The organism is Janthinobacterium aquaticum, assembly GCF_009208565.1.
In the GTDB taxonomy this organism is placed as follows: Bacteria; Pseudomonadota; Gammaproteobacteria; order Burkholderiales; family Burkholderiaceae_D; genus Janthinobacterium.
Map to the genome: position 1 here is coordinate 85761 of NZ_WFLK01000003.1, position 24213 is coordinate 109973.

Here is a 24213-nt window from a genome sequence, read left to right on the forward strand (position 1 = left end):
TGCATTGTCATGTCGGTGGTTCCGTCTGAATTCCAGGCCGGCGGCACAGCAGAGGGCCGCGCGGGCGATGACTCAGGCAACCAATAACACACGGTCAGGCTGCCTTGAAACGGGGCAACTATAAGGTGATTTGCGGCAATGCAACATTGATATGGATCAAATTCTACCGTAATCCTTCTGGATGCATGCCACTTCCTCTATCGTGTGCGCGGATCGGGAGATGAACATGAAACTAATGGCTCTGTCAGCGATAAATAGGGGAACGTGCCTGAACCGGGCAGGTCTAACGGTCTGAACCCACCGTCAGGAGCACATCATGTCCCCCTCGCAATGGCAGTCTTTTATCAGCCAGTTCGCCCAGCTGTCGCAACACCAGCGCAGTACCACCATGGAACTGCTCGGTGCAGCGGCGGGGACGGATGCCACCCTGGCCTTGATCGAGCAGGCGGCGCAGGCGCATCTGGCCTGTCCGACCTGCCGTTCGACGCATTTTCACCGGCATGGCCATGCACAGGGCCTGCAGCGTTATCGCTGCGTGGACTGTGGCAGAACCTTTAATGCTCTGTCCGGCACACCACTGGCGCATTTGCATTACAAGGCCCGATGGCTGACCTATGCCGGCTGCATGCTTGAATCATTTTCGGTGCGCAAGGCGGCACGGCAGCTCGCTATCCATCGCAATACCAGCTTTCGCTGGCGCCACCGCTTCCTCGAGCTCGCCAGAACTGATCGGCCACTGTGCCTGCACGGCATTGCCGAGGCCGACGAGATGTATCTGCTGGAGTCAGAAAAAGGTTCGCGTCACCTGACCCGGCCAGCGCGCCGACGTGGCGGACACGCGCACCAGCGCGGCATTTCCAGCGAGCAGGTCTGTATCCTGGTGGCGCGCGACCGTACCGGCCAGACGCGCGATTTTGTCACCGGCAAGGGGCAACTGACTGCTGCCAGACTACATACCTGGCTTGAACCGGTGATCGACCGCGATGTGCTGCTCGTTACCGATGGCCACCCGGCCTACCGTGCCTTCGCACGCGAAGCCGGCATCAGCCATCAGGCGGTCAACCTGCGTGCTGGCATCCGCGTCAGGGGCGCGATGCATGTGCAGAACGTCAATGCCTACCACAGCCGATTGCGGCAATGGCTGGCGCCGTTTCATGGCGTGGCCACGCGCTATCTGCCCAACTATCTGGGCTGGCGCTGGATACTCGATGCCAGGCGCATCCGTTCAGCGACCAGTCTGCTTAACGCTGCACTGGGGCAATTCCCACATTTGGCGGTGACATAGCCAAACTAATTAATAATGACATCAATATCTTCCGCCATGCGATGAAATATCTCGGGCTCGGGACCATTGCTGATGACCCACGGCGCCAACCGGCCATGTTCGATGATTTCCTTTTTTGAATACAGCAGGCTGAAATACTCGCTACGCTGGAACTGCTCATTTGGCACCGGCTGGTTTTTGTGCGCGGCAGGAAGCTCTTCAAAATAATAGCGCGATGTATTCAGGGCAGGATATTTCGCCTTCAGATAATCATTGAGCACATACGGTTCACTGTCCTTGCGATACAGGTCTTCACGCAGAATACCCGTCACGGCCAGGCTATTGATGGTTTTTTTCAGGGCCTGGTAGTCGTGTTCGGTGGTGGAAAAATCGGACTGCAATGGTTTTCCCGCCTCGCTCAATTGGCGCACCACCGATAAACGTACATGGTCGCCATTAATTTCGGTAACCTTGAAGATAAAGTATTTCCTGACCGTCGACTGGCTGCCATTGCTCGCCCGGTAATTGGCAAAGATCGTGCTGCCCGGTTTCAAGGCATGCTCAGGGCTCTTCATCGCCTTTTTCCACATGAACGGATCATAGGCCCAGATTTTAAACGCATATAAAGCCATCGCGGCCAGCACCACGATTAACAGCATCTTTTTCATTGAGGCTCCAGAAAAATGGCCGCGCAAGCGCAGCCATAGTTGATGCATCACGCAAGCTACGCGCTATTTAACGTTTTGCCGGCCCGGCATACAGGTCAATAATCGTGCTGATACCGTCCTGGCAGACCGAGCAGAAGGTATCGCTGCGGTCAAACATGATGCACTGCATCTCGGGACGATAATAGCCTTGCGATTCGTAGTTGGCGCCTTCAAAGGCGCCCACCGCGTGGCGCTGCGGCGCCTTGGAAAACAGCTGGGCATTGTAGGCCAGGTCGGACTCGAACAGCGCACTCATCTCGCTTTCCGGGCGATTGGCCGTGCGCAGGGCAGCGCGCTGCTGCTGGTACTCGCGCGCATGTGCGTCATACGCTTCCTTGGGCCAGGGCGTGGGCAGCGGTGTGCCGGGTTTCACGTGGTTCTTCCATTTCAGTTTGGCCGGGTCGCGCAGCGCCGTGGCGTTCGGCTCCCACGGCTCCTGGCGCTCGCCATTGGACTGGTAGGCTACGGGCGAAGTGTAGTATTCATCGGCCAGGCCGGCAAAATGGTGGCCGAATTCATGCACGAACAGGTAGTTGGCCCAGTCGTTATTGGCCGCCGCCGTGCTGAACTGGCCAAAGATGCCGCCACCGCCATAGGTGTCGTTATTGACCAGGATTTCGATGAATTCGTAAGGCGCGTACTGGGCCAGGTCGCGCAGTGCGCGGTTGTCGGTGGTCAGCACATAGCGTTCGCTGCCGAAGATATCGTAGCGCGTGCCCAGCGGCGAGGCATGGTGCACGCCGGTCGATGGGCGCGAGACGCCCGACTCCTGGGTCGGCGCGGCCATCGCCCAGACATTGAAATCGCTGGCGCGCTCGCGGAACGGCGAGACCGTAAACAAATGATCGGCCAGCTTGCGCGCAGTAGCCTCGAATTTACCCATTTCAGCAGCCGTGTAGCCGTCGCCGAGGATCAGCAGATCGACCTTGTCAGGCGACGGGCCGCTGACGCGAATCGGAATCGGCTTGACCGCGCCTGGTGGCTGCTTGCGGATCACATCCTGCGCATTGGGGTCGACGTCATGGCTCCAGACCACCGAAAACAGCCCCCGCTCATCACGCTTGAGGATGCGCACGCGTACCGGCTGCTCGGGCTGCGGGAAGCGCACCGACTCCTGGAAGGCACGCGAGCTGGTCCTGGCCTCGTCGGTACTGCTCCACTCGCCGAAGATGGTGGAAAAGCCGCGCGAATAGAGCACCTTGCCGGTCTTGATATCGACCACTTCCACCATATTGACGCCCCGGTTGCTGTCGTCGATGGTGCGCGCCATATTGCCCGGCCACGGCAAGGGCTCGACCAGCACGCGCTCGGCCGCGTAATGTTCGCCCAGCGCATTGCCGCTGTGCTGGTAGTCGAGGCGCATAGTGGCCGGCTGCGCGGCTGCAGCCTGCACAGCGGGAAAAAGGCAGGCGGCCAGCGCCAGCATACGAAAGAAAGAAGGAATGGCAGTAGACCGCATGGTAGTCCTGGAAACGGGGTTGGGCAAAAGCGAACAGACAGCGTTCGCTACGGTACATTGTAGCGACAAAGGCAGGTGTTTTGAGTGAAGAGCTTGCTACAATCGCATGGCACTGGCCGGTTGCAGGCCGTTTGAAACTGAAAGGTAATCACGTGACGCAAACGCACTGGTCAAACAAGGCGCCACCGGGTTTTCTGGCTGGCGGCGGCGAAATGGGCGCCCTGATGCGCGAACACGACTGGGCAACCCATCCGATGGGCGTTCCGGAACTCTGGCCATCGCTGCTGAAATCGACGCTGCGCCTGCTGCTGACCAGCAACCATCCGATGTTTATATGGTGGGGCGACGAGCTGTATCAGTTCTATAACGATGCCTACCGCCGCACCATGGGTGCCGAACGCCACCCGCATGCCCTGGGCCAGCGCGGCGAGGAATGCTGGGCAGAAGCCTGGCATATCATCGGCCCCGAGATCGCTGGCGTGATGGCCGGCCATGGCGCGACCTGGCATGAAAATGCGCTGGTGCCGGTGACCCGCCACGGCCAGCGCGAAGATGTGTACTGGACTTATGGCTGCAGTCCCATCGAGGACGAAGAAAAGGTACAGGGCGTGCTGGCCGTCTCTACCGACGTCACTGGTGAGATGCGCGTGCGTGAAAAACTCAGGCAGTCCTATGTGACGGTGATCGATTCCATGGACGAAGGCCTGGCCGTGATCCAGATCATCGTTGACGATAGCGGCAAGCCGGTCGACTACCTCTTCCTGGAAGTCAATCCCGCGTTCGAACGGCAGGCCGGACTGGTGGACCCCGTCGGCAAGACGGCACGCGAGCTGGTGCCGGACCTGGAAGAGCGCTGGTTCGATATCTACGGCAAAGTGGCATTGACGGGTGAACCGGTACGCCTTATCGAGGGCTCGGAAACGATGAAGCGCTGGTTCGATGTCTATGCGATCCGGGTTGACCAGCCCGAGGAAAAAAAGGTAGCACTGATGTTTCGCGACGTATCCGAGCGTATCCGCACCGAACAGGCGCTGCGCGATGCGGACCGGCGCAAGGATGAATTCCTGGCCATGCTGGCGCACGAACTGCGCAATCCGCTGGCGCCCATTTCGGCGGCAGCCAACCTGCTGCAATTGGCCGGCGCTGACCCGGCGCGGGTGCAGCAGGCCAGTGCCGTGATCGGGCGCCAGGTACGCCATATCAGCGGCCTGATCGACGACTTGCTCGATGTCTCGCGCGTCACGCGCGGCATGATACCGCTGGTGAAAGTGCGCACCGATGTCAAGCACGTGGTGACAGACGCGATCGAGCAGGTACGCCCGCTGATCGAGAGCCGAGGCCATCACCTGAACCTGCAGACACCCGTCACTTCTGCGCTGGTGCTGGGAGACTCGAAACGGCTGGTGCAGGTGGTGGCCAATCTGCTCAACAACGCCGCCAAGTACACGCCGCACGGCGGCCAGATCGACCTGCACCTGGACGTGGTGGACGGCCAGGTGCGGCTGGTGGTCATCGATAACGGCATTGGCATGACGGCCGAGGTGCTTGAACATGCTTTTGAACTGTTCGTGCAGGCCGAGCGCGAAGCCGACCGCGCCCAGGGTGGACTTGGCATCGGCCTGGCGCTGGTGAAAAGCCTGGTGGAACTGCATGGCGGCGAGGTGGCAGCCAGCAGCGCCGGCCTGGGCCTGGGCAGCCGCGTGAGCATCTGCCTGCCGCACTTTCACGAGGAAGTGGAACAAGTCCCGGCACCGGCGACCAGGCAGGCGCGCGGCGCCGGTTGCCGGGCGCTGCAGGTGATGGTTGTCGACGATAACGTCGATGCGGCGCAGATGCTGGCCATGTTTTTGGCCACCACGGGCCATCAGGTCACCACCGAGCACAAGGCACTGGACGTGGTCAAGCGCGCGCAAGGACTGTTGCCTGACGTGTTCCTGCTCGATATCGGCCTGCCCGACCTGGACGGCTATGCGCTGGCGCGCCAGATCCGCGCCGTGCCGGCCCTGGCGGGCGCGGTGCTGATCGCCGTCACCGGCTACGGCGACGAGCAGGCCAGGCAGCAGGCCATCGCCGCCGGCTTCGACCACCATTTCGTCAAGCCAATCGAGACAGCCCAGTTGCTGGCGCTGCTCGATACGCTTGGATAGCGGCGCTTATTTGTAGCGGTACAGCGGCTGGCGCAACTGGATCGGACGGATGTCGAGGCGAAGTTTCAGTACCGAATACGCTTCCGCTTCGGTCGAGCTGTAGCCCACGCTGTTGACCGTCTTGCTGAACCTGAATTCAAAGCCCAGATCCGGATACGGATCGCGCGGGTTACCAAAGGCGATGCCGATCGCTTCCTGCTGGGCGTTGTCGATCAGGTTGCCCATCAGGTCCAGTACCGCGTTATTGCCGAGGATATCGTTGGTAAATACCGGCTCGCGCATGTCGGGCTGGTTGGGATCGAGCTTGTTGTCGGCCTTGTCGGGCGACGGCGTAAAGGCGCGCGTGACGAGGTTGAACTTGTCGCCGCGATCAAGGTAGCTGATGGCCGCATTGCTGATATTGAAGTTCTTGATGCCGCGGTCGGTAATCGCACCGGACAGGTCGATCAACAGCGCACCGCTGTAGCCGATGACTTCCACGTCGCGCTTGGCGTCGACAATCATGGCGCTGTTCTCATCGATGCCGAGACCAATGTGGTAACCCTTTTTCAGCATCACCGGGATCATGCGCGCAAAGCGCCCGCGCACCAGCAAGTGCTGGTCGACAAACACGTCGCTGCCGATAAAGCCCAGGCCAGGGGCGATCTCGCGACCATCGGTCACGCCCATCTTGAGCATGTCGAGCACGGGCCGCGCATCGTAGAACATGGTGGTGCTCATAATGGCCGCGCCGGCGCTGGAGCCGGCAATCACGCCGCCGTTGCGGTACACCGACCAGATGGCTTCCAGCGCCGCCGTGCGGCTGCCGTCCGGGCGCAGCAGCGCCTGGGTAATGCGGCCCTGGTCGCCGCCGGCAAAGTAGATGCCGGTAGCGGCCTTGATCTGGGTCACGATGGCCGGATCTTCGGCCGCCTTGCGGTAGTCGCTATTGGCCAGCTTGACGCCGAGCGGCACGAAAAACGCGTCGGCGCCGTACTGATTGAGCTTGGCCATGATGCTGGCGCCCGATTTTTCCGGGTTGATCGAGGCCGAGGCCAGCACCGCAATGCGGGCGCCCTTGCCGCCGGACAGGTCGACGATGCGCTGCCAGACTTCGGCGTTATCGGCGCGCAGGCCGCCGCCGATAATCACCAGCGTGCCTTGCGGCGCGTTGGGGTTGACGGCGCTGGCCGTCGGCGCTGCATGCAGCGCGCTGCTGAACAGGGCCAATGCCACCAGGACCACCGTGGCGAAGGCGGCATACAATTTTTGAGGTGCGATTGCGTTCGATTTCATGGTGCCTTTCAAATACTGGAAAACCGGCGCACGGCTGGCGTGCGCCGCAGACAACACTTACTTGAAGCTGTAGTTAGCCGATGCGTAGAAGCGCCGGCCGCGTGGATCAGTGTAGCTCGGGTCGTAGCCCGAGATAAAGAAAAATGCCTGGTTCGAGTATGGCGGGCTGGTATTGAACAGATTCTGGATGCCGGCGCGCAGCTTGAACTGCTTGCTGACCGCATAGGCGCCCGACATATCCCACAGCGTATAGGCTTTCACGCGGTTGGCTGCCACCACGCTGCCATCGTCCACATTGATGGCCGAGTTCTGGTCCTGGTAGCTGCTCGAATAGGTGTTCGACAGGCTGGCCGAGTACGGCCCCTGATCCCAGTCAAAGGTGATGGTATGGCGCCAGCGCTGCACTACACCGTCGGTGACGAAGCGATTGAGGTTGCTGATGAAATCGTCGCCCGGGCTGGTCTGGATTTTCGAATTGAGCACATAGGTGCCGTTCAGTCGTGCGCCAAAGCGGCCCCACGCGGTTTTTACGCCATGCAGGTCGGCTGTCAGGTCGATGCCGGAGGCCTTTTGCGCGCCACGGTTTTCCTTGCGCAGCTCGATATAGTCGATCAGGCCGTCTTCGTCGCGGTGTACCAGGTCGCCGTATTTGTTCAGGTTGGCCAGGATAATATCATCGCCGATTTCGCTGATCAGGTTGGTGCGCTTGATGTTCCAGTAGTCGGCACTGAAGGTCCAGTGCTGGCTCGGCTCGAGCACCAGGCCGGCCGAGAACTGGCGGCTGCGCTCGGGTTTCAGCTTGTCGTTGCTGTAGCGGCGCGTATCCCAGTTGTCGGCGCAGACCGAGTAATCGTTGCCTTCGCTGGCGCAGTAGACCGGGTCCGGCAGCGTGGCCGTGCTGCTGTAGACGGTCGGGCGGTGCAGGTCCGACAGCGACGGTGCGCGAAAACCCTTGCCGGCCGAGGCGCGCATCAGCACCTGCTTGCTGGGCATATAGGTCAGGCCGATCTTCGGACTCAGTGCGCCGCCCACCTGTTCATAATGGTCGTAGCGGCCCGACAATTGCGCCGACCATTGCTTGGTAAACGGCATCAGCAATTCGCTGTAGATGGCTTGCGTCTTGCGGCTGTCGCTGGTGGCCACGCCGCCTTCGGGCGCCGCGTCGTTATTGATGTTATCGCTCATCAGCAAGGCCGATGGACGGAACTCGGTGCGCTCGCGCCGCATTTCGCCGCCGATGGCAAAACCCATATCGCCGCCGGCCATTTTCATCAGGCTGCGCGACAGCTTGAAGTCGAGCGAGTCCATCACGCCGCGCGCATGGCGCACTTCGTCGTTGACCTGGATGCTGTCGAGCAGCGCCTTGCCGTCTGCGCTAGACGGACCGAAAGGATTGATACGGCCATCTGCAATACCGGCCAGCAGCTGGTCGTACAGCACATAGCCGTGCGTATCGCGGTCCTTGACCACATTCACGCTGTGATTGAAGCCCACGTCATAATCCCAGGCACCGACCGTACCGGTGGCGCCGACCACGTAGCGCTGGCTTTCGCTGGTCAGCTCGCTGGTGCGCATGCCCGCTTCATTCAGGCGCATGCGCAGCTCCAGCTCGCGCGAAACCGGTTCGCCGTCTTCGTCAAGCGCCGTATCGAAACCGGCGTTGGCCAGTTGCGGCACGCGGCTGTAATCGAGATAGCCGATCACGCGCGCCGAAGAGCCGACATAGTAGGTACGCGAACGGCTCAGCGCCGCTTCCGCATACAGCTGGTGATTCGGGCTTACCTGCAGCACGCCGCGGGTCAGGAAGTTCTGCTTGTCCGACTTGGGATAAAGCTCGGTATCGCCCATGTAATCGTAGGTGCAGCCATCGACGCCGCCGGTGCCGTTAGGCAGGTAGAGGTTGGCCGGCGGCGCGCAATTGGGGATGGCAAAGTTGATCTGGCGGTTGGTGATCGGCTGGCCGTTGAGCAAAAAGCCGTTGTCCTGCAGGTGCGTGCGCTGGGTCGACGTGAGACGGATATTGGCCGGGCTGGTAAAGCTCGACAGCAAATGGCCAAGCCGCTGCGGTATCTGCAGGTTCGGGATGAACTTGCGCTGCGCCGTGCTGAGACGGTCGGTTTTCTGCGCATCGAACACGGCAAACACATTGTAGCCATCTTCGGCAATATTGCCGATGCCGGCCGTGATGCTGGCGGTACGCTTGCCGCCGCCGCCTTCATCGGTCTTGCCGCCATAGACATTGAGTTCCACGCCCTGGTAGTCCTTGCGCGTGATGAAGTTGATCACGCCACCGATCGCATCGGTGCCGTACAGGGCCGAAGCGCCGTCGAGCAGTACTTCCACGCGCTGCAGCGCGGCGGCCGGGATATTGTTCAGGTCCACACCCGTGTCGTCGCCCGGGGACGCAAAGTTGGCCATGCGCCGGCCATTGAGCAGCACCAGCGTCGACGACGTACCGATGCCGCGCAGGTTGGCGCTGTTGAAGCCGCGCTGGTCGCCACCGACGTTGATGCTGGCGCCATCGGTCAGGCCGCCCACGTTGGACGACACACGCGCCAGCAGCTCGGCCGCCGTGGTTACGCCGACTTTTTCAATCTCGGCGCGTGTGATGACCTGCACCGGCAAGGCCGTTTCCGACTCCAGCCGCTTGATGGCCGAACCGGTGATTTCCACCCGCTGCAGCTTGGGATTGATCTCTTCCTCCTGCGCCCAGGCGCTGTTGCCCAGCGTGGCCATGACGCCGACGGCCAGCGCAACCGAGCGCGCTGCCAGCGATAAGACAGGCAAGGCGCGTGCCGGCTTGTCGTGTTGATTTTGCATATGCATGACAATACTCCCGTATGGTGTTAACCCTGATTTTTAATTGGACTGCTTTTTTTGGACTGGCTACTGCTTTTTGCTTGCTGAATACTGAATTTGCGCGGACCCTGCCCGCCATGCTCACCGCCCACCAGATAGGCGGCAATGATATCGCTCAGGCGCGCGGCTTTTTCCACGTTGTCCTTGTTCGACACCATCAGCGCCACGGCCAGCGCCTCGATCATGGCCAGCGCCGTGCTGGCGCTGCTGGGCAGCACCGGATGCGTGCTTTGCGCATACAGCGCATGGTCGGCCAGCGCTGCCAACGGCGAAGCCGGCGCATCGGTCAGCGCCACGATGCAGGCGCCACGATCGCGTGCAAAACTGGCCAGGCCGATGCAATCGAGCGTATAGCGCGGGAAGGAAATAACCACCAGCACGTCGTGCGCCGTCAGGTTGACCAGATGGCCAGCCGCCACTTCCGAGCCGCCGATACCGACCACTTCCACCACATGCTGGCAGAACGGCTGCAGGTGCTGCACCAGCATGCCGGCCAGGTTGGCCGACAGGCCAAAGCCCATCACATAGACCACCTTGGCGCGCGTGAGCTGCGCCACCACCGCCTGCATATCGGCCAGCACCAGTGCGCTGGCGGTGGCGGCGATATTGGCGGCCGCGTATTCAAGGCTTTCGGTTACGGGCGAGGTGGCGCGCGTGCGATGCAGGATGGTGTGGCGCAGTTTGTCGACCGGCTGCAGCAAAGCCTGCAGCGTCTCGGCCATGGCGCCGCGCATGGCCGAATAGTTTTTATGGCCGATATCGCGCGCAAAGCGGCTGATGGTGGCGGTCGACACCTGGCAGCTGTCGGCCAGTTCGCCGATGCCCAGCGCGGTGACGCGCATCTGGTTACGCAGCAGGTAGTCGGCGATCTGGCGCTGGGACGCCGAACCGGTGGCCAGCACCCGCTTGAGGGTCTGCCCCAGGCTGGAAGCGGCAAATGCGGCATCTGGCGCCGACAAGGTGCTTGCAACAGGACTGGCGGATGGCTTCATGACACTGGCGGCCCGGGCTGAGATAGAAAAAACAACAAAAAGTAACTATGGCAATCCACTTTACGCATAGTAAAAACAAAACTCAATGATTTTCTGTAAAAGGATTTTCATTGATTTACTTCGTGAAAATAATGCTACATAATCGACCGAAATCCACCCACCATGCGCCATTGCGGGGCACGTCCATCATGCAAGCACAACAGCATCCGATCTCCACGCCGCACGCCAGCACCAGCTACCAGTTGAGCAGTTTTCACTTCGGCGAAAAAGCGGCTGCCAGCCGCAGCGGCAAGAAAGTCTATATCCAGGCGGCGCTGCATGCCGACGAAGTGCCGGGCATGCTGGTAGCGCAATTCCTGCGCCGCGAACTGCTGGTGCTGGAAGCGGCCGGCAAAGTCCACGGCGAAATCATCCTGGTACCGGCCGCCAATCCGATCGGCCTGGCGCAGGCGATTCATGGCGCGCCGTTCGGCCGTTTCGACCTGTCGACCGGGATCAACTTCAACCGCGCCTACCGCCATGTGGCCGAAGAGCTCAAACTCACGCTCGACGGCCAGTTGGGCGCCGACACCGGCGCCAACGTGGCGCTGATACGCGAACAGTCGCGCGCGGCAATTGCAGGCTGGCAGCCGCGCACCGATGCCGAGACGCTGAAAAAAACGCTGCTGGGCATGGCCATCGATGCCGATATCGTGCTCGACCTGCATTGCGATAACGAGGCAGCGCTGCACCTGTACGCGGGCACGCCGCTGGCCGCGCAGGTGGCGCCGCTGTCGGCGCTGCTGGGCGCGCGCGCCGTGCTGCTGGAACTGGCGGCTGGCGAAGAGCCGTTCGACGAAGCGTGCAGCCGTCTGTGGTGGGACCTGGACACGCACTTCCAGGGCCGCTATCCGATTCCTGCCGCCTGCCTGGCCGTCACGGTGGAGCTGCGCGGCGAAGTGGAAGTGGAGTACGCGCTGGCCGAGCGCGATGCGCGCGCACTGCTGCGCTTCCTGGCCATCGAAGGCGTGCTCGAGATCGACGGCGCCGCCGACAACCTGCCAGCGCCACAGTGCGAACCGACACCGCTCGCTGGCGTGGAACCGATCCTGGCGCCGCACGCGGGCGTGCTGGTCTACCTGCGCCAGATGGGCGACGTGCTGGCCGCCGGCGACGCGGTGGCCGATATCATCGACCCGGTCAGCGGCAGCAGCACCACCCTGCGCTGCACCGTGGCCGGCGTATTTTTCGCCCGCAGCGCGCACCGCCATGTACTGCGCGGCATGAACGTCGGCAAGGTCGCCGGCGCCATCGCCTACCGTGGCGGCAGCCTGCTGAGCCAATAAAGATCGCTCCATGAAAAAATTCAGGCTACCCAATACTTTTGTCCTGCTGTGCGCCATACTGGCCATGATCGCGCTGGCGACCTGGCTGGTTCCGGGCGGGAAATTCGATACGCAACTGGTCAACGGCAAACAGCTGATCATCCCCGGCACCTTCCACTACGTGGAAAACAAGCCGCAAGGGCTGGCCGCGCTGATGATGTCGCCCATCAAGGGCTTTGTCGACGCCAGCCTGATTATCGGCTTCGTGCTGATTGTCGGCGGGGCTTTTTCGGTGCTACAGAAAACCGAAGCCTTCGACGCCATGATCAAGTCGATCGCCAAGGCCCACACGCACTCGCGCTTCGTGCGCGCGGCGATCATCCCGGTATTTTTCACCATGTTTTCGCTGGGCGGCGCGACCTTCGGCATGAACGAGGAAGCCATTCCCTTTATTCTGATTTTCGTGCCGCTGGCGCTGGCCCTCGGCTATGACACGATTACTGGCGTATCGATCCCGTTCCTGGGCTCGCAGGTGGGCTTTTCAGCAGCTTTTCTCAACCCGTTCAATGTCGGCATTGCGCAGGGCATTGCCGGCGTGCCGATCTTTTCAGGCATCGGCTACCGCCTGATCGTGTGGAGCATTGCCACTGCCGTCAGCATCATGTTCCTGATGTGGTATGCGGCGCGCATCAAGCGCCATCCCGAGAAAAGCCCGACCTACCAGCTCGACCTGGAAAAGCGCAGCGAACATACGCTGGACCTGGACAGCTTTGCCGGCATGACTGGCACCCATCGCGCCGTGCTGTGGATCTTCCTCGGCACCCTTCTGACGATGGTGGTTGGCGTGGTCAAGTACGACTGGTTCATCGATGAAATCGCCGCGCTGTTCCTGGTGATGGCCATCGTGGTGGGCCTGGTGGGCCGCCTCGACGCCGACAGCCTGGTGGCGTCGTTCGTGCACGGCGCGCGCGACATGGTGGGTGTGGCACTGGTGATCGCGCTGGCCCGCGCCACCATGATCCTGGCGCGTGACGCGCAGATTATCGACACCATGCTGCATGCGCTGACGCCGCTGGTGGCCTCGTCAAGTCCCGTGTTCGCCGCGCAGAAAATGTTCTTCATGCAGTCGGTGATCAACTTCTTTATTCACTCGGGCAGCGGCCAGGCCGCATTGACCATGCCCATCATGGCGCCGCTGGCCGACCTGGTGGGCGTCACCCGCCAGACGGCTATCCTGGCGTTCCAGTTCGGCGAATTCACCACCCCCATGATTCCCACTTCCGGCATCACCGTCGGCGTACTAGCCCTGGCGCGCGTGCCCTGGATTACCTGGGCCAAATGGATGATCCCGCTGCAGCTGATCTATCTGGTACTGGCCCTCTTGCTGCTGATACCGCCAGCCTTGATGCAGTGGCAGTAGCAAAAACGGGGTCAGGTCGGCCATTGCTACACAAGCTCAGCACTGCTGCCGTCATCTGCCGCCGCCGGTCCTTTGCTTCCTTACAGCGATGCTTTTTCTTCTGCGCTCAAGCGCTTGGCACTGACATACACAACATGGGTGGTCACGATATCGGCGGCTGGCTGGACAGCGCTGAACTTCGGCACCGCAGCGGTCGCCATGCTGGCGGCAGCAGCGACGGCGATGACAGCGATAACGATGGCTTCCATGTTTTTGGCGATGTTCATGATCAGGTCCTTTAGGTAATCAGTTCAAGTGGTTTGCGTGCTGCGATGATTGAACTTTAGACATATCAGGCTGACATCGCCATCGGATTGCGACCAACTGCAGAAAATACGGAACAGAATACCGGCAGACGCGATAAAACGCCGAGGTGTCGGGAGACATGGGCAACACATCGGCCATTCCCGGCCGACTCGCTCTAGCGCTGATAAAGCCCCGGCACATACTTTTCCATCAGCGACGCAGGATGCAGCGGCGCCGTAAAGCCGTAGCGCGCGTACAGCGTGTGCGCGGTGCTGGTGGCGAGCATAAAGCGGCGCAAACCCTGCAGGTCGGGATGCGCGATCACGGCAGCGATCAGTTGCTTGCTGTAGCCATGCCCCCGGAAGGATTCAAGCACATACACGTCCACCAGATAGGCGAACGTGGCAAAGTCGCTGACGACACGGGCGAAGGCGATCTGGCGGCCTTCGAGATAGCCGCCAAAACACAGAGAATGATCGATGGAGCGCTGCACGGTGGCCAGCGGAATGCCGATGGCCCATGTCGATTGCGTGCTCAGGAAGTGATGGATGGCCGGAACATCGAGTTCGGCCTTGTCGGTACTGATCTGGAATGAGGGCATTGCATTGTCCGCCGCTGGCTGTAAAAAGCCATCATCGGCGATTTTTTACGCGCTGTCAGCAAAGACAGTAAAGCTTGCTGCGCTTTTACAGCCCCGCTTTTTCTTCCGCGCTCAGGCGCTTGGCGCTGACGTAGACAACATGGGTAGTCACGGCTTCGGCAACTGGCTGGGCAGCGTGAAATTTCGGTACCGCAGCAGTGGCCATGCTGGCAGCAGCGGCAACAGCGATGACGGCGATAACGATGGCTTCCATGTTTTTGGCGATGTTCATGATCAGGTCCTTTAAGTAATCAGTTCAAGTGGTTTGCGTGCTGCGATGATTGAACTTTAGACATATCGGGCTGGCATCGCCATGGCATTGCGACCAACTGCATAAAACGCGGCACAGAATACCGGCGGACGCGATGGAATGCGCGCTGAGATCATGCTGATGAGGCCGTGTAGCAATGGCCGACCTGACCCCGTTTTTATTATCGAAAAAATCGAATATAACTTGGCATTCTTTCCGTTTTAATTTTTGGAAACCATGCTTCATACTGCATAGCACTGGCCCAGCAGACACAAATACTGCAGCAAGCCTGGCACTACAGATCAAGTTTTTACACATTTTTATTATTCAATTTTTTCGACTAAAGGGAACCTATCATGCCTATCGCAACCGCCAAAGCCGCTCAAAAACTGCTGACCCCGAACGACCATACCCTGATCATGATCGACCACCAGTCGCAGATGGCGTTTGCCACTCGCTCGATCGACCTGGCGCTGCTGCGCAATAACGCGGCGCTGGTATCGAAAGCGGCAGCAGAATTCAAGGTGCCGACGATACTGACGACGGTGGCAGAGAAATCGTTCTCCGGTCCGATCTTTGGTGAAATCCAGTCTGTGTTCCCGGACCAGGCGCCGATCGACCGCACCACCATGAATACCTGGGAAGACCCGCGCATCGCCGAGAAGGTCAACGGCTACGGCAAGGGCAAGATCGTGCTGGCCGGTTTGTGGACGTCGGTCTGCATCGTGGGCCCTGCGCTGTCGGCGCTGGAACAGGGTTTCGAGGTATATGTGATTGCCGACGCCAGCGGCGACGTGTCGGACGAAGCGCACCAGATGGCCATGCAGCGCATGATACAGGCAGGCGCACAGCCAATGACGTCGGTTCAGTATCTGCTGGAACTGCAGCGCGACTGGGCACGCGGCGAGACCTACAACGAAACCGTGGCTACGGCAGTGGCGCATGGTGGCGGCTATGGCCTGGGCCTGATCTACGCCAAGACCATGTTTAACGCCAGCGAAGGACATTGATGGCGGCAGGACCGCGCATAACGCGGTCCGACGGTGAAACCCAATAGATTGTTGACTCAGTCAACAATCTATTCCAGAATAAGAGCCTTCTTGTTACTGGAGCCGTGATGTCCCTGCCTGCTTTCCACGACCGCATCGCCAAGGTGCGCTCGTTCAACCGCTTTTTCACGCGCAAGATCGGCGTGCTGCGCGAAGGCCATCTGCAAAGCGAATTCACGCTCACCGAGTTGCGCGTGCTGTACGAACTGGTCCACCACGGCGACCAGCAACCGGCAGCACTGTGCCGCGACCTCGGGCTCGACAGGGGCTATCTGAGCCGCCTGGTCAGCAAGTTCGAGCAAGCCGGATTGATCACCAAAGTACCGATGCCCAATGACGGCCGCGCCAAACTGCTGAGCATGACGGCGCATGGCCGCGCAGTCTATGAACCGCTGGATCGCCGTTCACGCGACGAAGTGGGCGAGATGCTGGCACGCCTGGACGACACCGATCAGCTGTACCTGCTCGACGCCATGCGCACCATCGAAACCCTGCTCGACCAGCAGGGCGACCTCAAATTTTCCGAACCCTTTGTGCTGCGTCCTTTCGGCCCCGGTGATATGGACTGGATCACGCAGCGCCATGGCGACCTGTATGAAAAAGAACAGGGCTGGGACAGCAGCTTTACCGCGCTGGTTCGCCAGATCTGCGCCGACTTCGAGCGCGATTTCGATCCCGCCCGCGAACAGTGCTGGATCGCCGAGATGGCCGGCCAGCGCGTCGGCTCGATTGCGCTTGCGCGCAGCGAAGACGACGACGTTGCCAAGCTGCGCCTACTGCTGGTGGAAGATGCAGCGCGCGGCTATGGCCTGGGCGCGCGCCTCGTCGACACATGCCACCGCTTTGCCCGCCTTGCCGGCTACCGCAAAATGCGTCTGTGGACTACCAGCAGCCAGCAGGCGGCACGACGCATCTATATGAGCAAAGGTTATACGCTACTATCCGAAGAAGCAGTGCATGCCTTCGGCAAGGAGATGGTCAATGAGATATGGGAGATGGAGCTGTAGGTTGCTGGAGTGAAAATACCTGCGTTTGACGCCAAGTTAGCGTCCCAGCGCCACAAGCACACCAGTAAAAGGTGACAATACTCCAGGCGCCAGCACAGGAGCACCGGGCCAAGCGGGGCTGAAAAATGTCGAGGGCAAGGCGCAGCGACGAAGACAGTACGAATGGTCGGCGAGGAGCTGCAACGCAGCCATCGGCATTTTCTCAGACCTGCGTCTCCGGCCCGCCATTTTTCGCCTGGCGCACTTGATTTACGTCTCCCCCAAGGGTTTGCCTTAGGGGAGAAATGAACAAATCAGCTCGGCGTGCTAGCTTCCGACGTCGAACGGATATCTTCCGCTTTGGCGTCTTCAAAGATCTGCTTCACAACCTTGACCTGATCCGAATTCTCGGTGTGAACCGAGATCAGGATATTGCCGCTACGGACCTTGCCGTCATACAGCTTGGCTTCGTATTCAGGAATACCCATGCCGACCAGGCCACCGATAATGCCGCCGGCTGCGCCGCCGACTGCTGCACCGCCCAGTGCGGCCATGATCGGGCCGGCAGCGATGAACGGGCCGACGCCAGGAATGGCCAGGGTGCCGATGCCGGCCAGCCAGCCGAGAATCGCGCCGGTGCCCATGCCGGCGACGCCGCCGGTGGTGGCGCCTTCCGGCATTTTGGTGTTTTGCTCGTGCGCGAAGTCACGCGTGCCGCCCTTGTCCGGGAACAGTACCGAGATATCGGACGACGGGAAGCCGGCGCCTTTCAGGCGGTCAACGATGACTTCGGCGTGTGGGTGGTCAAGTGCGATGCAGTAAACGGCGTTATTCATGGGAGCTCCTGATTAGTTGGTTTTGATATCGAGATGATTTTCTACCGAGGTCACGCCGGCTACCTGCTTGGCCAGCGACTCCACCTTGGCTTTTTCTTCTGCTGACTCGACCGGGCCGCGCAGCGTCACCACGCCACCGGTGGCCATGATCTTGACGTTGTGGGCGGTGGTCGACAGCGATTTGTCCTGCACCACGGCGCGGCGCACGGCGGCGAGCGTTTCACGGTCGCCTTTGGCGTTCGACTGCGCTTGCGCAGTGTCCTGCGTATCGTGCTTGTCGCGGTGGTTCATCTTGGTATTGTCGGCAACCGGCGTAGCCTGGCCTGCTGGTGCGTTCTGCGCAGTGGCAGCGCCACCAGCCAGGGCAAGCGCCAGTCCTAAAGTCATTGCAACGTGTCGCATACGATCTCCTTGAAGGTTTTGACGCATGTGGTGCATCAGTGAGTCCATCGTAGCCAACACGACATCGGTCGTATGTACGTTTCCTAACCCTGAACGCATGGGCAGGGGAAGATGCGGCAAGGAGAAAAACAGGCTGTGCCGGGAGAGTCGATGGCACAAGGACGACCACGCCAGGTCGGCATGTCGGGGGGGAAGGCGGTTAGTGAGGCTGGAGAGAACCGGGGGCGCCGCCCGTTTCAATCGCCTGCTGTAACACAGGACAACAACGACAGTCTGGTACTACGGGAAACTGCAAAATGCATCACAAGGCGATTTTTTCTTCTGCGCTCAAACGCTTGGCGCTGACGTGGACGGTGTGCATCACGGCAGCATCGGCGCTGGCAACAGTGGTCACGGCAGCGGCTGGCGCGGTGCGAAAAGCTGGTACAGCGGCGGTGGCGATACTGGCGGCAGCGGCGACGGCGATGATGGCGACGAAGATGGCTTCCATGTTTTTAGCGATGTTCATTTTGTTCTCCCTGGGGTGGTTGTGGGTGGTTGTGGTGTCTTGCGATGATTGAACTTTAGGCTGATCCATCCCGCATCGCCATCGGATTGCGACAAAATGCGCAAAACGCGGCACAGAATACAAAGCGGCGCGATGGAGCGCGAAAAAATGCGATGCGGTTCAAATCAGGCGCCAATGTGATGCAAATCTGCGCCATAGGCGGCATTTTCAGGGCGCAAAGCAGCCTGAAAACGGCTGGCGCCCCCTAACCTTGTTTATAATCGCCGTACTCTAAAGGACCTCTTTCATGACTGATCAATTCTCCAAAAAGGCCGAAGCCTGGTCGGCCCGCTTTTCCGAGCCTGTCTCCGACCTCGTCAAGCGCTATACCGCATCTGTGTTTTTTGACAAGCGCCTGGCGCTGTTCGATATCGAAGGTTCGCTGGCCCATGCGGAAATGCTGCATGCGCAATCGATCATCAGCGCCGGCGACTACGCCGAGATTAAGCGCGGCATGGCGCAAATTTCGCAGGAAATTTCCAGCGGCCAGTTCGAGTGGCTGCTGGACCTGGAAGACGTCCACCTGAATATTGAAAAACGCCTGACCGAACTGGTGGGCGACGCCGGCAAGCGCCTGCACACGGGCCGTTCGCGCAACGACCAGGTAGCTACTGATATCCGCCTGTACGTGCGTTCGGCCATCGATGACATCACCGCCCTGCTGGCCACGTTCCGCGGCGCCCTGACCGATCTGGCAGAGCAGCATGCCGACACCATCATGCCGGGCTTTACCCACATGCAGGTAGCCCAGCCGATCACCTTTGGCCACCATATGCTGGCCTACGTGGAAATGTTCGGCCGCGACGCCGAGCGCATGGCGGACTGCCGCAAACGCGTCAACCGCCTGCCATTGGGCGCCGCCGCGCTGGCCGGCACCACCTTCCCGATCGACCGCCTGCGCGTGGCCAAAACGCTGGGTTTTGACGACGTTTGCCACAACTCGCTCGACGCCGTGTCGGACCGCGATTTCGCCATCGAGTTCTGCGCCGCTGCTGCCGTGCTGATGATGCACGTGTCGCGCATGGCCGAAGAACTGGTGATCTGGATGAGCCCGCGCATCGGCTTTATCGATATTGCCGACCGCTTCTGCACCGGCTCGTCGATCATGCCGCAAAAGAAAAACCCGGACGTACCGGAACTGGCGCGTGGCAAGACCGGCCGCGTATACGGCCACCTGACCGGCCTGCTGACCCTGATGAAAGGCCAGCCGCTGGCCTACAACAAGGACAACCAGGAAGACAAGGAGCCGCTGTTCGACACGGTCGACACCGTGATCGACACGCTGCGCATCTTTGCCGACATGGCCGGCGGCATTACCGTCAAGCCGGAAGCAATGCGCGCCGCTGCCCTGCAAGGCTACGCCACCGCCACCGACCTGGCCGACTACCTGGTCAAGAAAGGCCTGCCGTTCCGCGACGCCCACGAAGCCGTGGCGCTGGCCGTGCGCGCCTGCGTGGACGCCGGCTGTGACCTGGCCGACCTGTCTTTGGAACAGCTGCAGGCGTTCTCGCCGCTGACCGAATCCGATGTGTTTGAAGTGCTGACGCTGGAAGGCTCGGTTGCCGCGCGCGACCACGTGGGCGGCACCGCGCCGAACCAGGTGCGCGCAGCGATTGCCCGCGTACGTACGCAGCTGGAAAAGTAATACCATTTGCCGCCCCTTCTCCGGAGGCGGCTGCTATCATGCCTGCCTTCGGAAACCTCTTTGGAGCAGGCATGAACAGCGGCATCAACACTGGCATCGGCATCGGCGGCAAATCCGCCGAAGAAGCACTGGCATCGCTGTCAGGCATGACAGACGGCCTGGCCCCCATCGGCAAGGACGAACATGCGCAGCGCATCGCCAAAGCGCAAGCGTTTATGTGCCAGCAGGGCATCGCTGCCATCTACCTCAATGCCGGCGCCAACCTCACCTATTTCACCGGCACCAAATGGTATGCAAGCGAACGCATGGTCGGCGCCATCCTGCCGGCTCAAGGCGCACTCGAATATATCGCCCCGGCCTTTGAAGAAAGCACGCTGCAAGGCTTTATGCTGATCGAAGGACGCGTCAACTGCTGGGAAGAGCATGAAAGCCCGTACCAGCTGTTTGTCGACGTGCTGGCACGGATCGGCATCGCGCAAAATGCGGCGCAGCCGCCGCGCATCGGCATCGATGAAAGCGCCGCCTTCTTTATTGCCGACGGCATCAAGCCGCCGGCAACCGGCTATGCGCTGGAAAACGCGCGCAGCGTGACGGCGTACTGCCGCAGCCGCAAATCGCCGGCCGAGATCGCGCTGATGCAGCGCGCCATGGACATGACGCTTGCCGTGCACGTGGCCACGGCCAGCATGCTGCACGAAGGCATCACCACAGTCGAAGTGGACGAATTCATCCAGAAGGCGCACCGCAAGGTGGGCGCGCCGCGCTCGTATTTCTGCATCGTGCTGTTTGGTGAAGCAACCGCCTATCCGCATGGCGTCAACTACGTGCAGACCCTGAAAGCGGGTGACACGGTGCTGATCGATACCGGCTGCCAGGTGCTGAACTATATTTCCGACATTACCCGCACCTATGTATTTGGCGCCATCAGCGAGCACCAGCGCAGCGTATGGAACAGCGAGAAAAAAGCCCAGGCGGCAGCGTTTGCGGCGGCGCAGCTCGGCGTGCCTTGCGGCGACGTCGACCGCGCCGCGCGCGCATCGCTGGAAGAAGACGGCTTTGGCCCCGGCTACAAACTGCCCGGCCTGCCGCACCGCACCGGCCACGGCATCGGCCTTGATATCCACGAATGGCCCTACCTGGTCGGCAGCGACACCACGCCGCTCGACGTGGGCATGTGCTTCTCGAACGAGCCGATGATCTGCATTCCCGGCGAATTCGGCATCCGCCATGAAGACCACTTCTACATGACCGCAAACGGCCCGCGCTGGTTTACGCAGCCGGCGCACAGTATTGATGATCCGTTTGGATTGGGCGTAGGTCGGATTAGCGCATAGCGCGTAATCCGACAACATTGTTGACGCCAACAGATCGTAGGTCGGATTAGGCCGCAGGCCGTAATCCGACAACACCGCCGACAACACCACCATCGCGCATTTATTCCCGCTTCGACACCAGCGTCAAAATGTCATAACTGGCCACCAGCTCATCGTTCTGGTTGGTCACCTGCACGTCCCACGCCACCACGCCCTGGCCGACGCCAAACACGTCCTTGCGGTTGCGGTCGACCTTGCGTTTGCAGGTCAGGCGCGCGCGGATAGTGTCGCCGATGGCCACCGGCGCCACGAAGCGCAGGTTGTCGAGGCCATAGTTGGCCAGCACCGGACCCACGCCCGGCGAGACAAACAGGCCGGCAGCGGCCGACAGCACGAAGTAGCCGTGCGCAATGCGCTTGCCGAACTGGGATTCTTTTGCCGCGATTTCATCGAAGTGCATATAGAAGAAGTCGCCCGAGATGCCGCCAAAGGAGACGATATCGGCTTCGCTCACGGTACGGCGATGCGTCAGCAACGAGTCGCCCGTTTTCAGGTCTTCGAAGTGCTTGCGGAACGGGTGGATCGGGCTTTCATTGACAGCGGCGCCACGCACGTATTCGCCGGTAATGGCAGCGAGCATGGTGGGCGAGCCCTGTACTGCCGCGCGCTGCAGGTAGTGGCGCACGGCGCGCACGCCGCCCAGTTCTTCGCCGCCGCCAGCGCGGCCAGGACCGCCGTGTTTGAGTTGCGGCAAAGGCGAGCCGTGACCGGTCGAGTCAACCGATGCCTCGCGTTCAAGCACATGCACGCGGCCATGGGTGGCGGCCACGGCCGGCACCATGCGCGCTGCCGTTTTCGGATCGCGCGTGACCAGCGTGGTCACCAGGCTGCCCTTGCCACGCGCGGCCAGCGCCAGCGCTTCGTCGATATCGTGGTAAGGCATCATGGTGCTGACCGGGCCAAACGCTTCCACGTCATGCACGGCGTCGTTGCCGAAGCCGTCGCGGCACAACAGCAGCGTCGGCGAGAAGAAGCTGCCATCATGCGCGCCGTCGCCGAGCGGATTGAAGCCGTCGGCTGCGCCAAACACGACTTCATTGCCTTGCGAGAGCGTGGCCACGCGTTCGGCTACATCGCTTTGCTGTTCTTTCGATGCCAGCGCGCCCATGCGCACGCCGTCGATGGACGGGTCGCCCACCACCACCTTGGCCAGGCGTTCGCGCAGGCGCGTGCCGACGGCGTCCATCAGGTGTTCAGGCACGATAATGCGGCGGATCGCCGTGCATTTCTGGCCCGATTTGCCCGTCATCTCACGCACCACTTCCTTGACGAACAGGTCGAATTCCACGTCGTCGGGCGTGACGTCCGGCGCCAGGATGGCGCAGTTGAGCGAATCGGCTTCGCCGTTGAACGGCACCGACTGCGCGATCAGGTTCGGGTTGGTGCGCAGCTTGGCGGCCGTGGCGGCCGAACCGGTAAAGGTGACAAAGTCCTGGCCATTGAGGCGATCCAGCAGGTCGCCGGTCGAACCGATCACCAACTGCAGGCTGCCTTCGGGCAGCAGGCCCGATTCATGCATCATGCGCACCACGGCCTGCGTCAGGTAGCTCGTGGCGGTGGCCGGCTTGGCGATGCACGGCATGGCAGCGAGAAAGCTCGGGGCAAATTTTTCCAGCAGGCCCCAGATCGGGAAGTTGAACGCATTGATATGCACGGCCAGGCCGCCGCGCGGTACCAGGATATGGGTGCCGGCAAAGCCGCCCTTCTTGCCCAGTGCAATGGCCGGGCCTTCATGCAGCACGTTCGACGACGGCAGCTCGTTGCTGCCCATGCTGGCATAGGCAAACAGGGTGCCGGTGCCACCTTCGATATCGACCCAACTGTCGGCGCGCGTGGCGCCCGACAGGTGCGAAATCACGTACAGTTCTTCCTTGCGCTCGACCAGGTACAACGCCAACGCCTTCAGGCGCGCCGCGCGCTGCTGGAAGTCCAGTGCCATCAGTCCCGGCACGCCGGTCTTGCGCGCATAGCTGACCGCTTCCTCGAAATCGATCTTCTCGCCGTGGGTGTGATAAATCACGCTGTTGTTCAAGGCGCTGTGCAAGGGCACGCTAGCCGATTCGCCCAGCCAGCGGCCGGCGATCAGGCTTTGTAAGGTTGAAACATGAGCCATAGTTTGTCCTCCTATATTGGTTATTGCGCGGCGGCGTTTTTGTGCAGATGCAGCGGCAGCGCCGATTCAAAATTGAGCCGCTGGCGATCCGCTTCGACTTCCGTCAGCGCCTCGACTTCACGCATCGTGTGCATCGAGCGCACGGCCAGTTCGTGGTACTGGCTGGTGCCCGAGGTTTTCCATTTGACTTCGTCTTCGGTCAGCGCGCGGATGATTTTCGCCGGCGTGCCGACCACCATGCTGCGTGGCGCGACGATCATGCCGGCCTTGACGAAACTCATGGCGGCCACGATGGACTCTTCGCCGATCACGGCGTTGTCCATCACCACCGCATTCATGCCCACCAGCGCATTGCGCCCGATGCGGCAGCCATGCAGCACGGCGCCATGGCCAATATGGCCGTCGACTTCGACCACCGTATCGCAGCCGGGAAAGCCGTGCATCACGCAGGTATCCTGCAAATTAGCGCCCTCTTCCAGGATCAGCCGCCCGAAGTCGCCACGGATCGAGGCCAGCGGCCCGATATAGCAGCGTGGGCCGACGATTACGTCGCCGATCAGCACCGCGCTCGGATGCACGTAGGCGCTGGGATGAACGACGGGGGTGACGCCGTTGATTTCGTAGACTTTGACCATGGTGTTTTCCTTTTAACTATCGTGC

The 24213-nt window shown here is 61.0% G+C and carries 21 protein-coding genes; 8 read left to right on the forward strand and 13 right to left on the reverse strand.

Annotated features, from left to right (window positions below; all coding sequences use genetic code 11):
* Positions 1-316: 316 nt before the first annotated feature.
* The gene (locus GCM43_RS05885) at positions 317-1285 is read left to right on the forward strand and encodes an IS1595 family transposase (protein WP_152242606.1); all 969 of its coding nucleotides are present in this window, start codon (positions 317-319) and stop codon (positions 1283-1285) included.
* A 5-nt stretch (positions 1286-1290) separates the two neighbouring features.
* Here GCM43_RS05885 and GCM43_RS05890 read toward each other — a convergent pair whose 3' ends face one another.
* Together GCM43_RS05890 and GCM43_RS05895 are read right to left on the reverse strand one after the other, a co-directional pair.
* Positions 1291-1932 carry a hypothetical protein gene (locus GCM43_RS05890; protein ID WP_152242607.1) on the reverse strand — a complete coding sequence of 214 codons (642 nt, stop codon included), beginning with the start codon at positions 1930-1932 and terminating at the stop codon, positions 1291-1293.
* Between the two features lie 67 nt (positions 1933-1999).
* Complete coding sequence (locus tag GCM43_RS05895; RefSeq protein ID WP_413770927.1) at positions 2000-3430, reverse strand: IgA Peptidase M64; 1431 nt, start codon at positions 3428-3430, stop codon at positions 2000-2002.
* A gap of 152 nt (positions 3431-3582) precedes the next feature.
* Here GCM43_RS05895 and GCM43_RS05900 point away from each other — a divergent pair, with 152 nt between their 5' ends.
* Positions 3583-5577: a hybrid sensor histidine kinase/response regulator gene (locus GCM43_RS05900; RefSeq protein WP_152242608.1), complete on the forward strand. Its 1995-nt coding sequence runs from the start codon at positions 3583-3585 to the stop codon at positions 5575-5577.
* A 6-nt stretch (positions 5578-5583) separates the two neighbouring features.
* Here the strand turns inward: GCM43_RS05900 and GCM43_RS05905 are convergent, their stop codons facing one another.
* Genes GCM43_RS05905 through GCM43_RS05915 form a run of 3 tightly spaced genes read right to left on the reverse strand, consistent with a single transcriptional unit; the run spans position 5584 to position 10703 of the window.
* Positions 5584-6852 (reverse strand): cyanophycinase, encoded by a 1269-nt coding sequence (locus GCM43_RS05905; protein WP_152242609.1) that lies wholly within the window; start codon positions 6850-6852, stop codon positions 5584-5586.
* A gap of 57 nt (positions 6853-6909) precedes the next feature.
* Positions 6910-9678, reverse strand: a complete 2769-nt coding sequence (locus tag GCM43_RS05910) for a TonB-dependent receptor (RefSeq protein ID WP_413770928.1) — start codon at positions 9676-9678, stop codon at positions 6910-6912.
* A gap of 20 nt (positions 9679-9698) precedes the next feature.
* The gene (locus GCM43_RS05915; RefSeq protein WP_152242610.1) at positions 9699-10703 is read right to left on the reverse strand and encodes a MurR/RpiR family transcriptional regulator; all 1005 of its coding nucleotides are present in this window, start codon (positions 10701-10703) and stop codon (positions 9699-9701) included.
* A 188-nt stretch (positions 10704-10891) separates the two neighbouring features.
* Here GCM43_RS05915 and GCM43_RS05920 point away from each other — a divergent pair, with 188 nt between their 5' ends.
* Complete coding sequence (locus GCM43_RS05920) at positions 10892-12028, forward strand: succinylglutamate desuccinylase/aspartoacylase family protein (RefSeq protein ID WP_152242611.1); 1137 nt, start codon at positions 10892-10894, stop codon at positions 12026-12028.
* Positions 12029-12038: 10 nt separating this feature from the next.
* Positions 12039-13427 carry a YfcC family protein gene (locus GCM43_RS05925; RefSeq protein WP_152242612.1) on the forward strand — a complete coding sequence of 463 codons (1389 nt, stop codon included), beginning with the start codon at positions 12039-12041 and terminating at the stop codon, positions 13425-13427.
* An 80-nt stretch (positions 13428-13507) separates the two neighbouring features.
* On the opposite strand, the gene GCM43_RS05930 is transcribed toward GCM43_RS05925, so the two are convergent.
* The 3 genes from GCM43_RS05930 to GCM43_RS05940 all read right to left on the reverse strand — a co-directional run bounded on the left by GCM43_RS05930 (position 13508) and on the right by GCM43_RS05940 (position 14584).
* On the reverse strand, positions 13508-13693 hold the full coding sequence (locus tag GCM43_RS05930) for a hypothetical protein (RefSeq protein ID WP_152242613.1): 186 nt from the start codon (positions 13691-13693) through the stop codon (positions 13508-13510).
* Between the two features lie 194 nt (positions 13694-13887).
* Positions 13888-14313 (reverse strand): GNAT family N-acetyltransferase, encoded by a 426-nt coding sequence (locus GCM43_RS05935; protein WP_152242614.1) that lies wholly within the window; start codon positions 14311-14313, stop codon positions 13888-13890.
* A gap of 85 nt (positions 14314-14398) precedes the next feature.
* Positions 14399-14584 (reverse strand): hypothetical protein, encoded by a 186-nt coding sequence (locus tag GCM43_RS05940; RefSeq protein WP_152242615.1) that lies wholly within the window; start codon positions 14582-14584, stop codon positions 14399-14401.
* 374 nt (positions 14585-14958) lie between these two features.
* On the opposite strand from GCM43_RS05940, the gene GCM43_RS05945 reads away from it, so the two are divergent.
* Complete coding sequence (locus tag GCM43_RS05945) at positions 14959-15612, forward strand: hydrolase (RefSeq protein ID WP_152242616.1); 654 nt, start codon at positions 14959-14961, stop codon at positions 15610-15612.
* A gap of 107 nt (positions 15613-15719) precedes the next feature.
* Entirely contained in the window at positions 15720-16658 is a 939-nt protein-coding gene (locus GCM43_RS05950; RefSeq protein WP_152242617.1) for a bifunctional helix-turn-helix transcriptional regulator/GNAT family N-acetyltransferase, read from the forward strand.
* Between the two features lie 293 nt (positions 16659-16951).
* On the opposite strand, the gene GCM43_RS05955 is transcribed toward GCM43_RS05950, so the two are convergent.
* The 3 genes from GCM43_RS05955 to GCM43_RS05965 all read right to left on the reverse strand — a co-directional run bounded on the left by GCM43_RS05955 (position 16952) and on the right by GCM43_RS05965 (position 18383).
* A complete protein-coding gene (locus tag GCM43_RS05955) occupies positions 16952-17473 on the reverse strand; it encodes a hypothetical protein (RefSeq protein ID WP_152242618.1) in 522 nt (173 codons plus the stop codon).
* Between the two features lie 12 nt (positions 17474-17485).
* Positions 17486-17875, reverse strand: a complete 390-nt coding sequence (locus GCM43_RS05960) for a BON domain-containing protein (RefSeq protein ID WP_226929341.1) — start codon at positions 17873-17875, stop codon at positions 17486-17488.
* 301 nt (positions 17876-18176) lie between these two features.
* Entirely contained in the window at positions 18177-18383 is a 207-nt protein-coding gene (locus GCM43_RS05965) for a hypothetical protein (protein WP_152242619.1), read from the reverse strand.
* A gap of 286 nt (positions 18384-18669) precedes the next feature.
* On the opposite strand from GCM43_RS05965, the gene argH reads away from it, so the two are divergent.
* A complete protein-coding gene (gene argH / locus GCM43_RS05970; RefSeq protein ID WP_152242620.1) occupies positions 18670-20067 on the forward strand; it encodes an argininosuccinate lyase in 1398 nt (465 codons plus the stop codon).
* A 71-nt stretch (positions 20068-20138) separates the two neighbouring features.
* On the forward strand, positions 20139-21401 hold the full coding sequence (locus tag GCM43_RS05975) for a M24 family metallopeptidase (RefSeq protein ID WP_152242621.1): 1263 nt from the start codon (positions 20139-20141) through the stop codon (positions 21399-21401).
* Between the two features lie 100 nt (positions 21402-21501).
* Here the strand turns inward: GCM43_RS05975 and paaZ are convergent, their stop codons facing one another.
* Both paaZ and paaY read right to left on the reverse strand, forming a co-directional pair.
* Positions 21502-23553 carry a phenylacetic acid degradation bifunctional protein PaaZ gene (paaZ, locus tag GCM43_RS05980; RefSeq protein ID WP_152242622.1) on the reverse strand — a complete coding sequence of 684 codons (2052 nt, stop codon included), beginning with the start codon at positions 23551-23553 and terminating at the stop codon, positions 21502-21504.
* Positions 23554-23573: 20 nt separating this feature from the next.
* Positions 23574-24188, reverse strand: coding sequence for a phenylacetic acid degradation protein PaaY (paaY, locus tag GCM43_RS05985; RefSeq protein WP_152242623.1), 615 nt, complete (start codon positions 24186-24188; stop codon positions 23574-23576).
* Positions 24189-24213: the final 25 nt, after the last annotated feature.

What these genes read in the sequence shown, in the direction of transcription:
- GCM43_RS05885 (WP_152242606.1), top strand. Translation starts at nt 317, where the DNA reads ATGTCCCCCTCGCAATGGCAGTCTTTTATCAGCCAGTTCGCCCAGCTG.
- GCM43_RS05890 (WP_152242607.1), bottom strand. Translation starts at nt 1,932, where the DNA reads ATGAAAAAGATGCTGTTAATCGTGGTGCTGGCCGCGATGGCTTTATAT.
- GCM43_RS05895 (WP_413770927.1), bottom strand. Translation starts at nt 3,430, where the DNA reads ATGCGGTCTACTGCCATTCCTTCTTTCTTTCGTATGCTGGCGCTGGCC.
- GCM43_RS05905 (WP_152242609.1), bottom strand. Translation starts at nt 6,852, where the DNA reads ATGAAATCGAACGCAATCGCACCTCAAAAATTGTATGCCGCCTTCGCC.
- GCM43_RS05910 (WP_413770928.1), bottom strand. Translation starts at nt 9,678, where the DNA reads ATGCATATGCAAAATCAACACGACAAGCCGGCACGCGCCTTGCCTGTC.
- GCM43_RS05915 (WP_152242610.1), bottom strand. Translation starts at nt 10,703, where the DNA reads ATGAAGCCATCCGCCAGTCCTGTTGCAAGCACCTTGTCGGCGCCAGAT.
- GCM43_RS05920 (WP_152242611.1), top strand. Translation starts at nt 10,892, where the DNA reads ATGCAAGCACAACAGCATCCGATCTCCACGCCGCACGCCAGCACCAGC.
- GCM43_RS05925 (WP_152242612.1), top strand. Translation starts at nt 12,039, where the DNA reads ATGAAAAAATTCAGGCTACCCAATACTTTTGTCCTGCTGTGCGCCATA.
- GCM43_RS05930 (WP_152242613.1), bottom strand. Translation starts at nt 13,693, where the DNA reads ATGAACATCGCCAAAAACATGGAAGCCATCGTTATCGCTGTCATCGCC.
- GCM43_RS05935 (WP_152242614.1), bottom strand. Translation starts at nt 14,313, where the DNA reads ATGCCCTCATTCCAGATCAGTACCGACAAGGCCGAACTCGATGTTCCG.
- GCM43_RS05940 (WP_152242615.1), bottom strand. Translation starts at nt 14,584, where the DNA reads ATGAACATCGCCAAAAACATGGAAGCCATCGTTATCGCCGTCATCGCT.
- GCM43_RS05945 (WP_152242616.1), top strand. Translation starts at nt 14,959, where the DNA reads ATGCCTATCGCAACCGCCAAAGCCGCTCAAAAACTGCTGACCCCGAAC.
- GCM43_RS05950 (WP_152242617.1), top strand. Translation starts at nt 15,720, where the DNA reads ATGTCCCTGCCTGCTTTCCACGACCGCATCGCCAAGGTGCGCTCGTTC.
- GCM43_RS05955 (WP_152242618.1), bottom strand. Translation starts at nt 17,473, where the DNA reads ATGAATAACGCCGTTTACTGCATCGCACTTGACCACCCACACGCCGAA.
- GCM43_RS05960 (WP_226929341.1), bottom strand. Translation starts at nt 17,875, where the DNA reads ATGCGACACGTTGCAATGACTTTAGGACTGGCGCTTGCCCTGGCTGGT.
- GCM43_RS05965 (WP_152242619.1), bottom strand. Translation starts at nt 18,383, where the DNA reads ATGAACATCGCTAAAAACATGGAAGCCATCTTCGTCGCCATCATCGCC.
- argH (WP_152242620.1), top strand. Translation starts at nt 18,670, where the DNA reads ATGACTGATCAATTCTCCAAAAAGGCCGAAGCCTGGTCGGCCCGCTTT.
- GCM43_RS05975 (WP_152242621.1), top strand. Translation starts at nt 20,139, where the DNA reads ATGAACAGCGGCATCAACACTGGCATCGGCATCGGCGGCAAATCCGCC.
- paaZ (WP_152242622.1), bottom strand. Translation starts at nt 23,553, where the DNA reads ATGGCTCATGTTTCAACCTTACAAAGCCTGATCGCCGGCCGCTGGCTG.
- paaY (WP_152242623.1), bottom strand. Translation starts at nt 24,188, where the DNA reads ATGGTCAAAGTCTACGAAATCAACGGCGTCACCCCCGTCGTTCATCCC.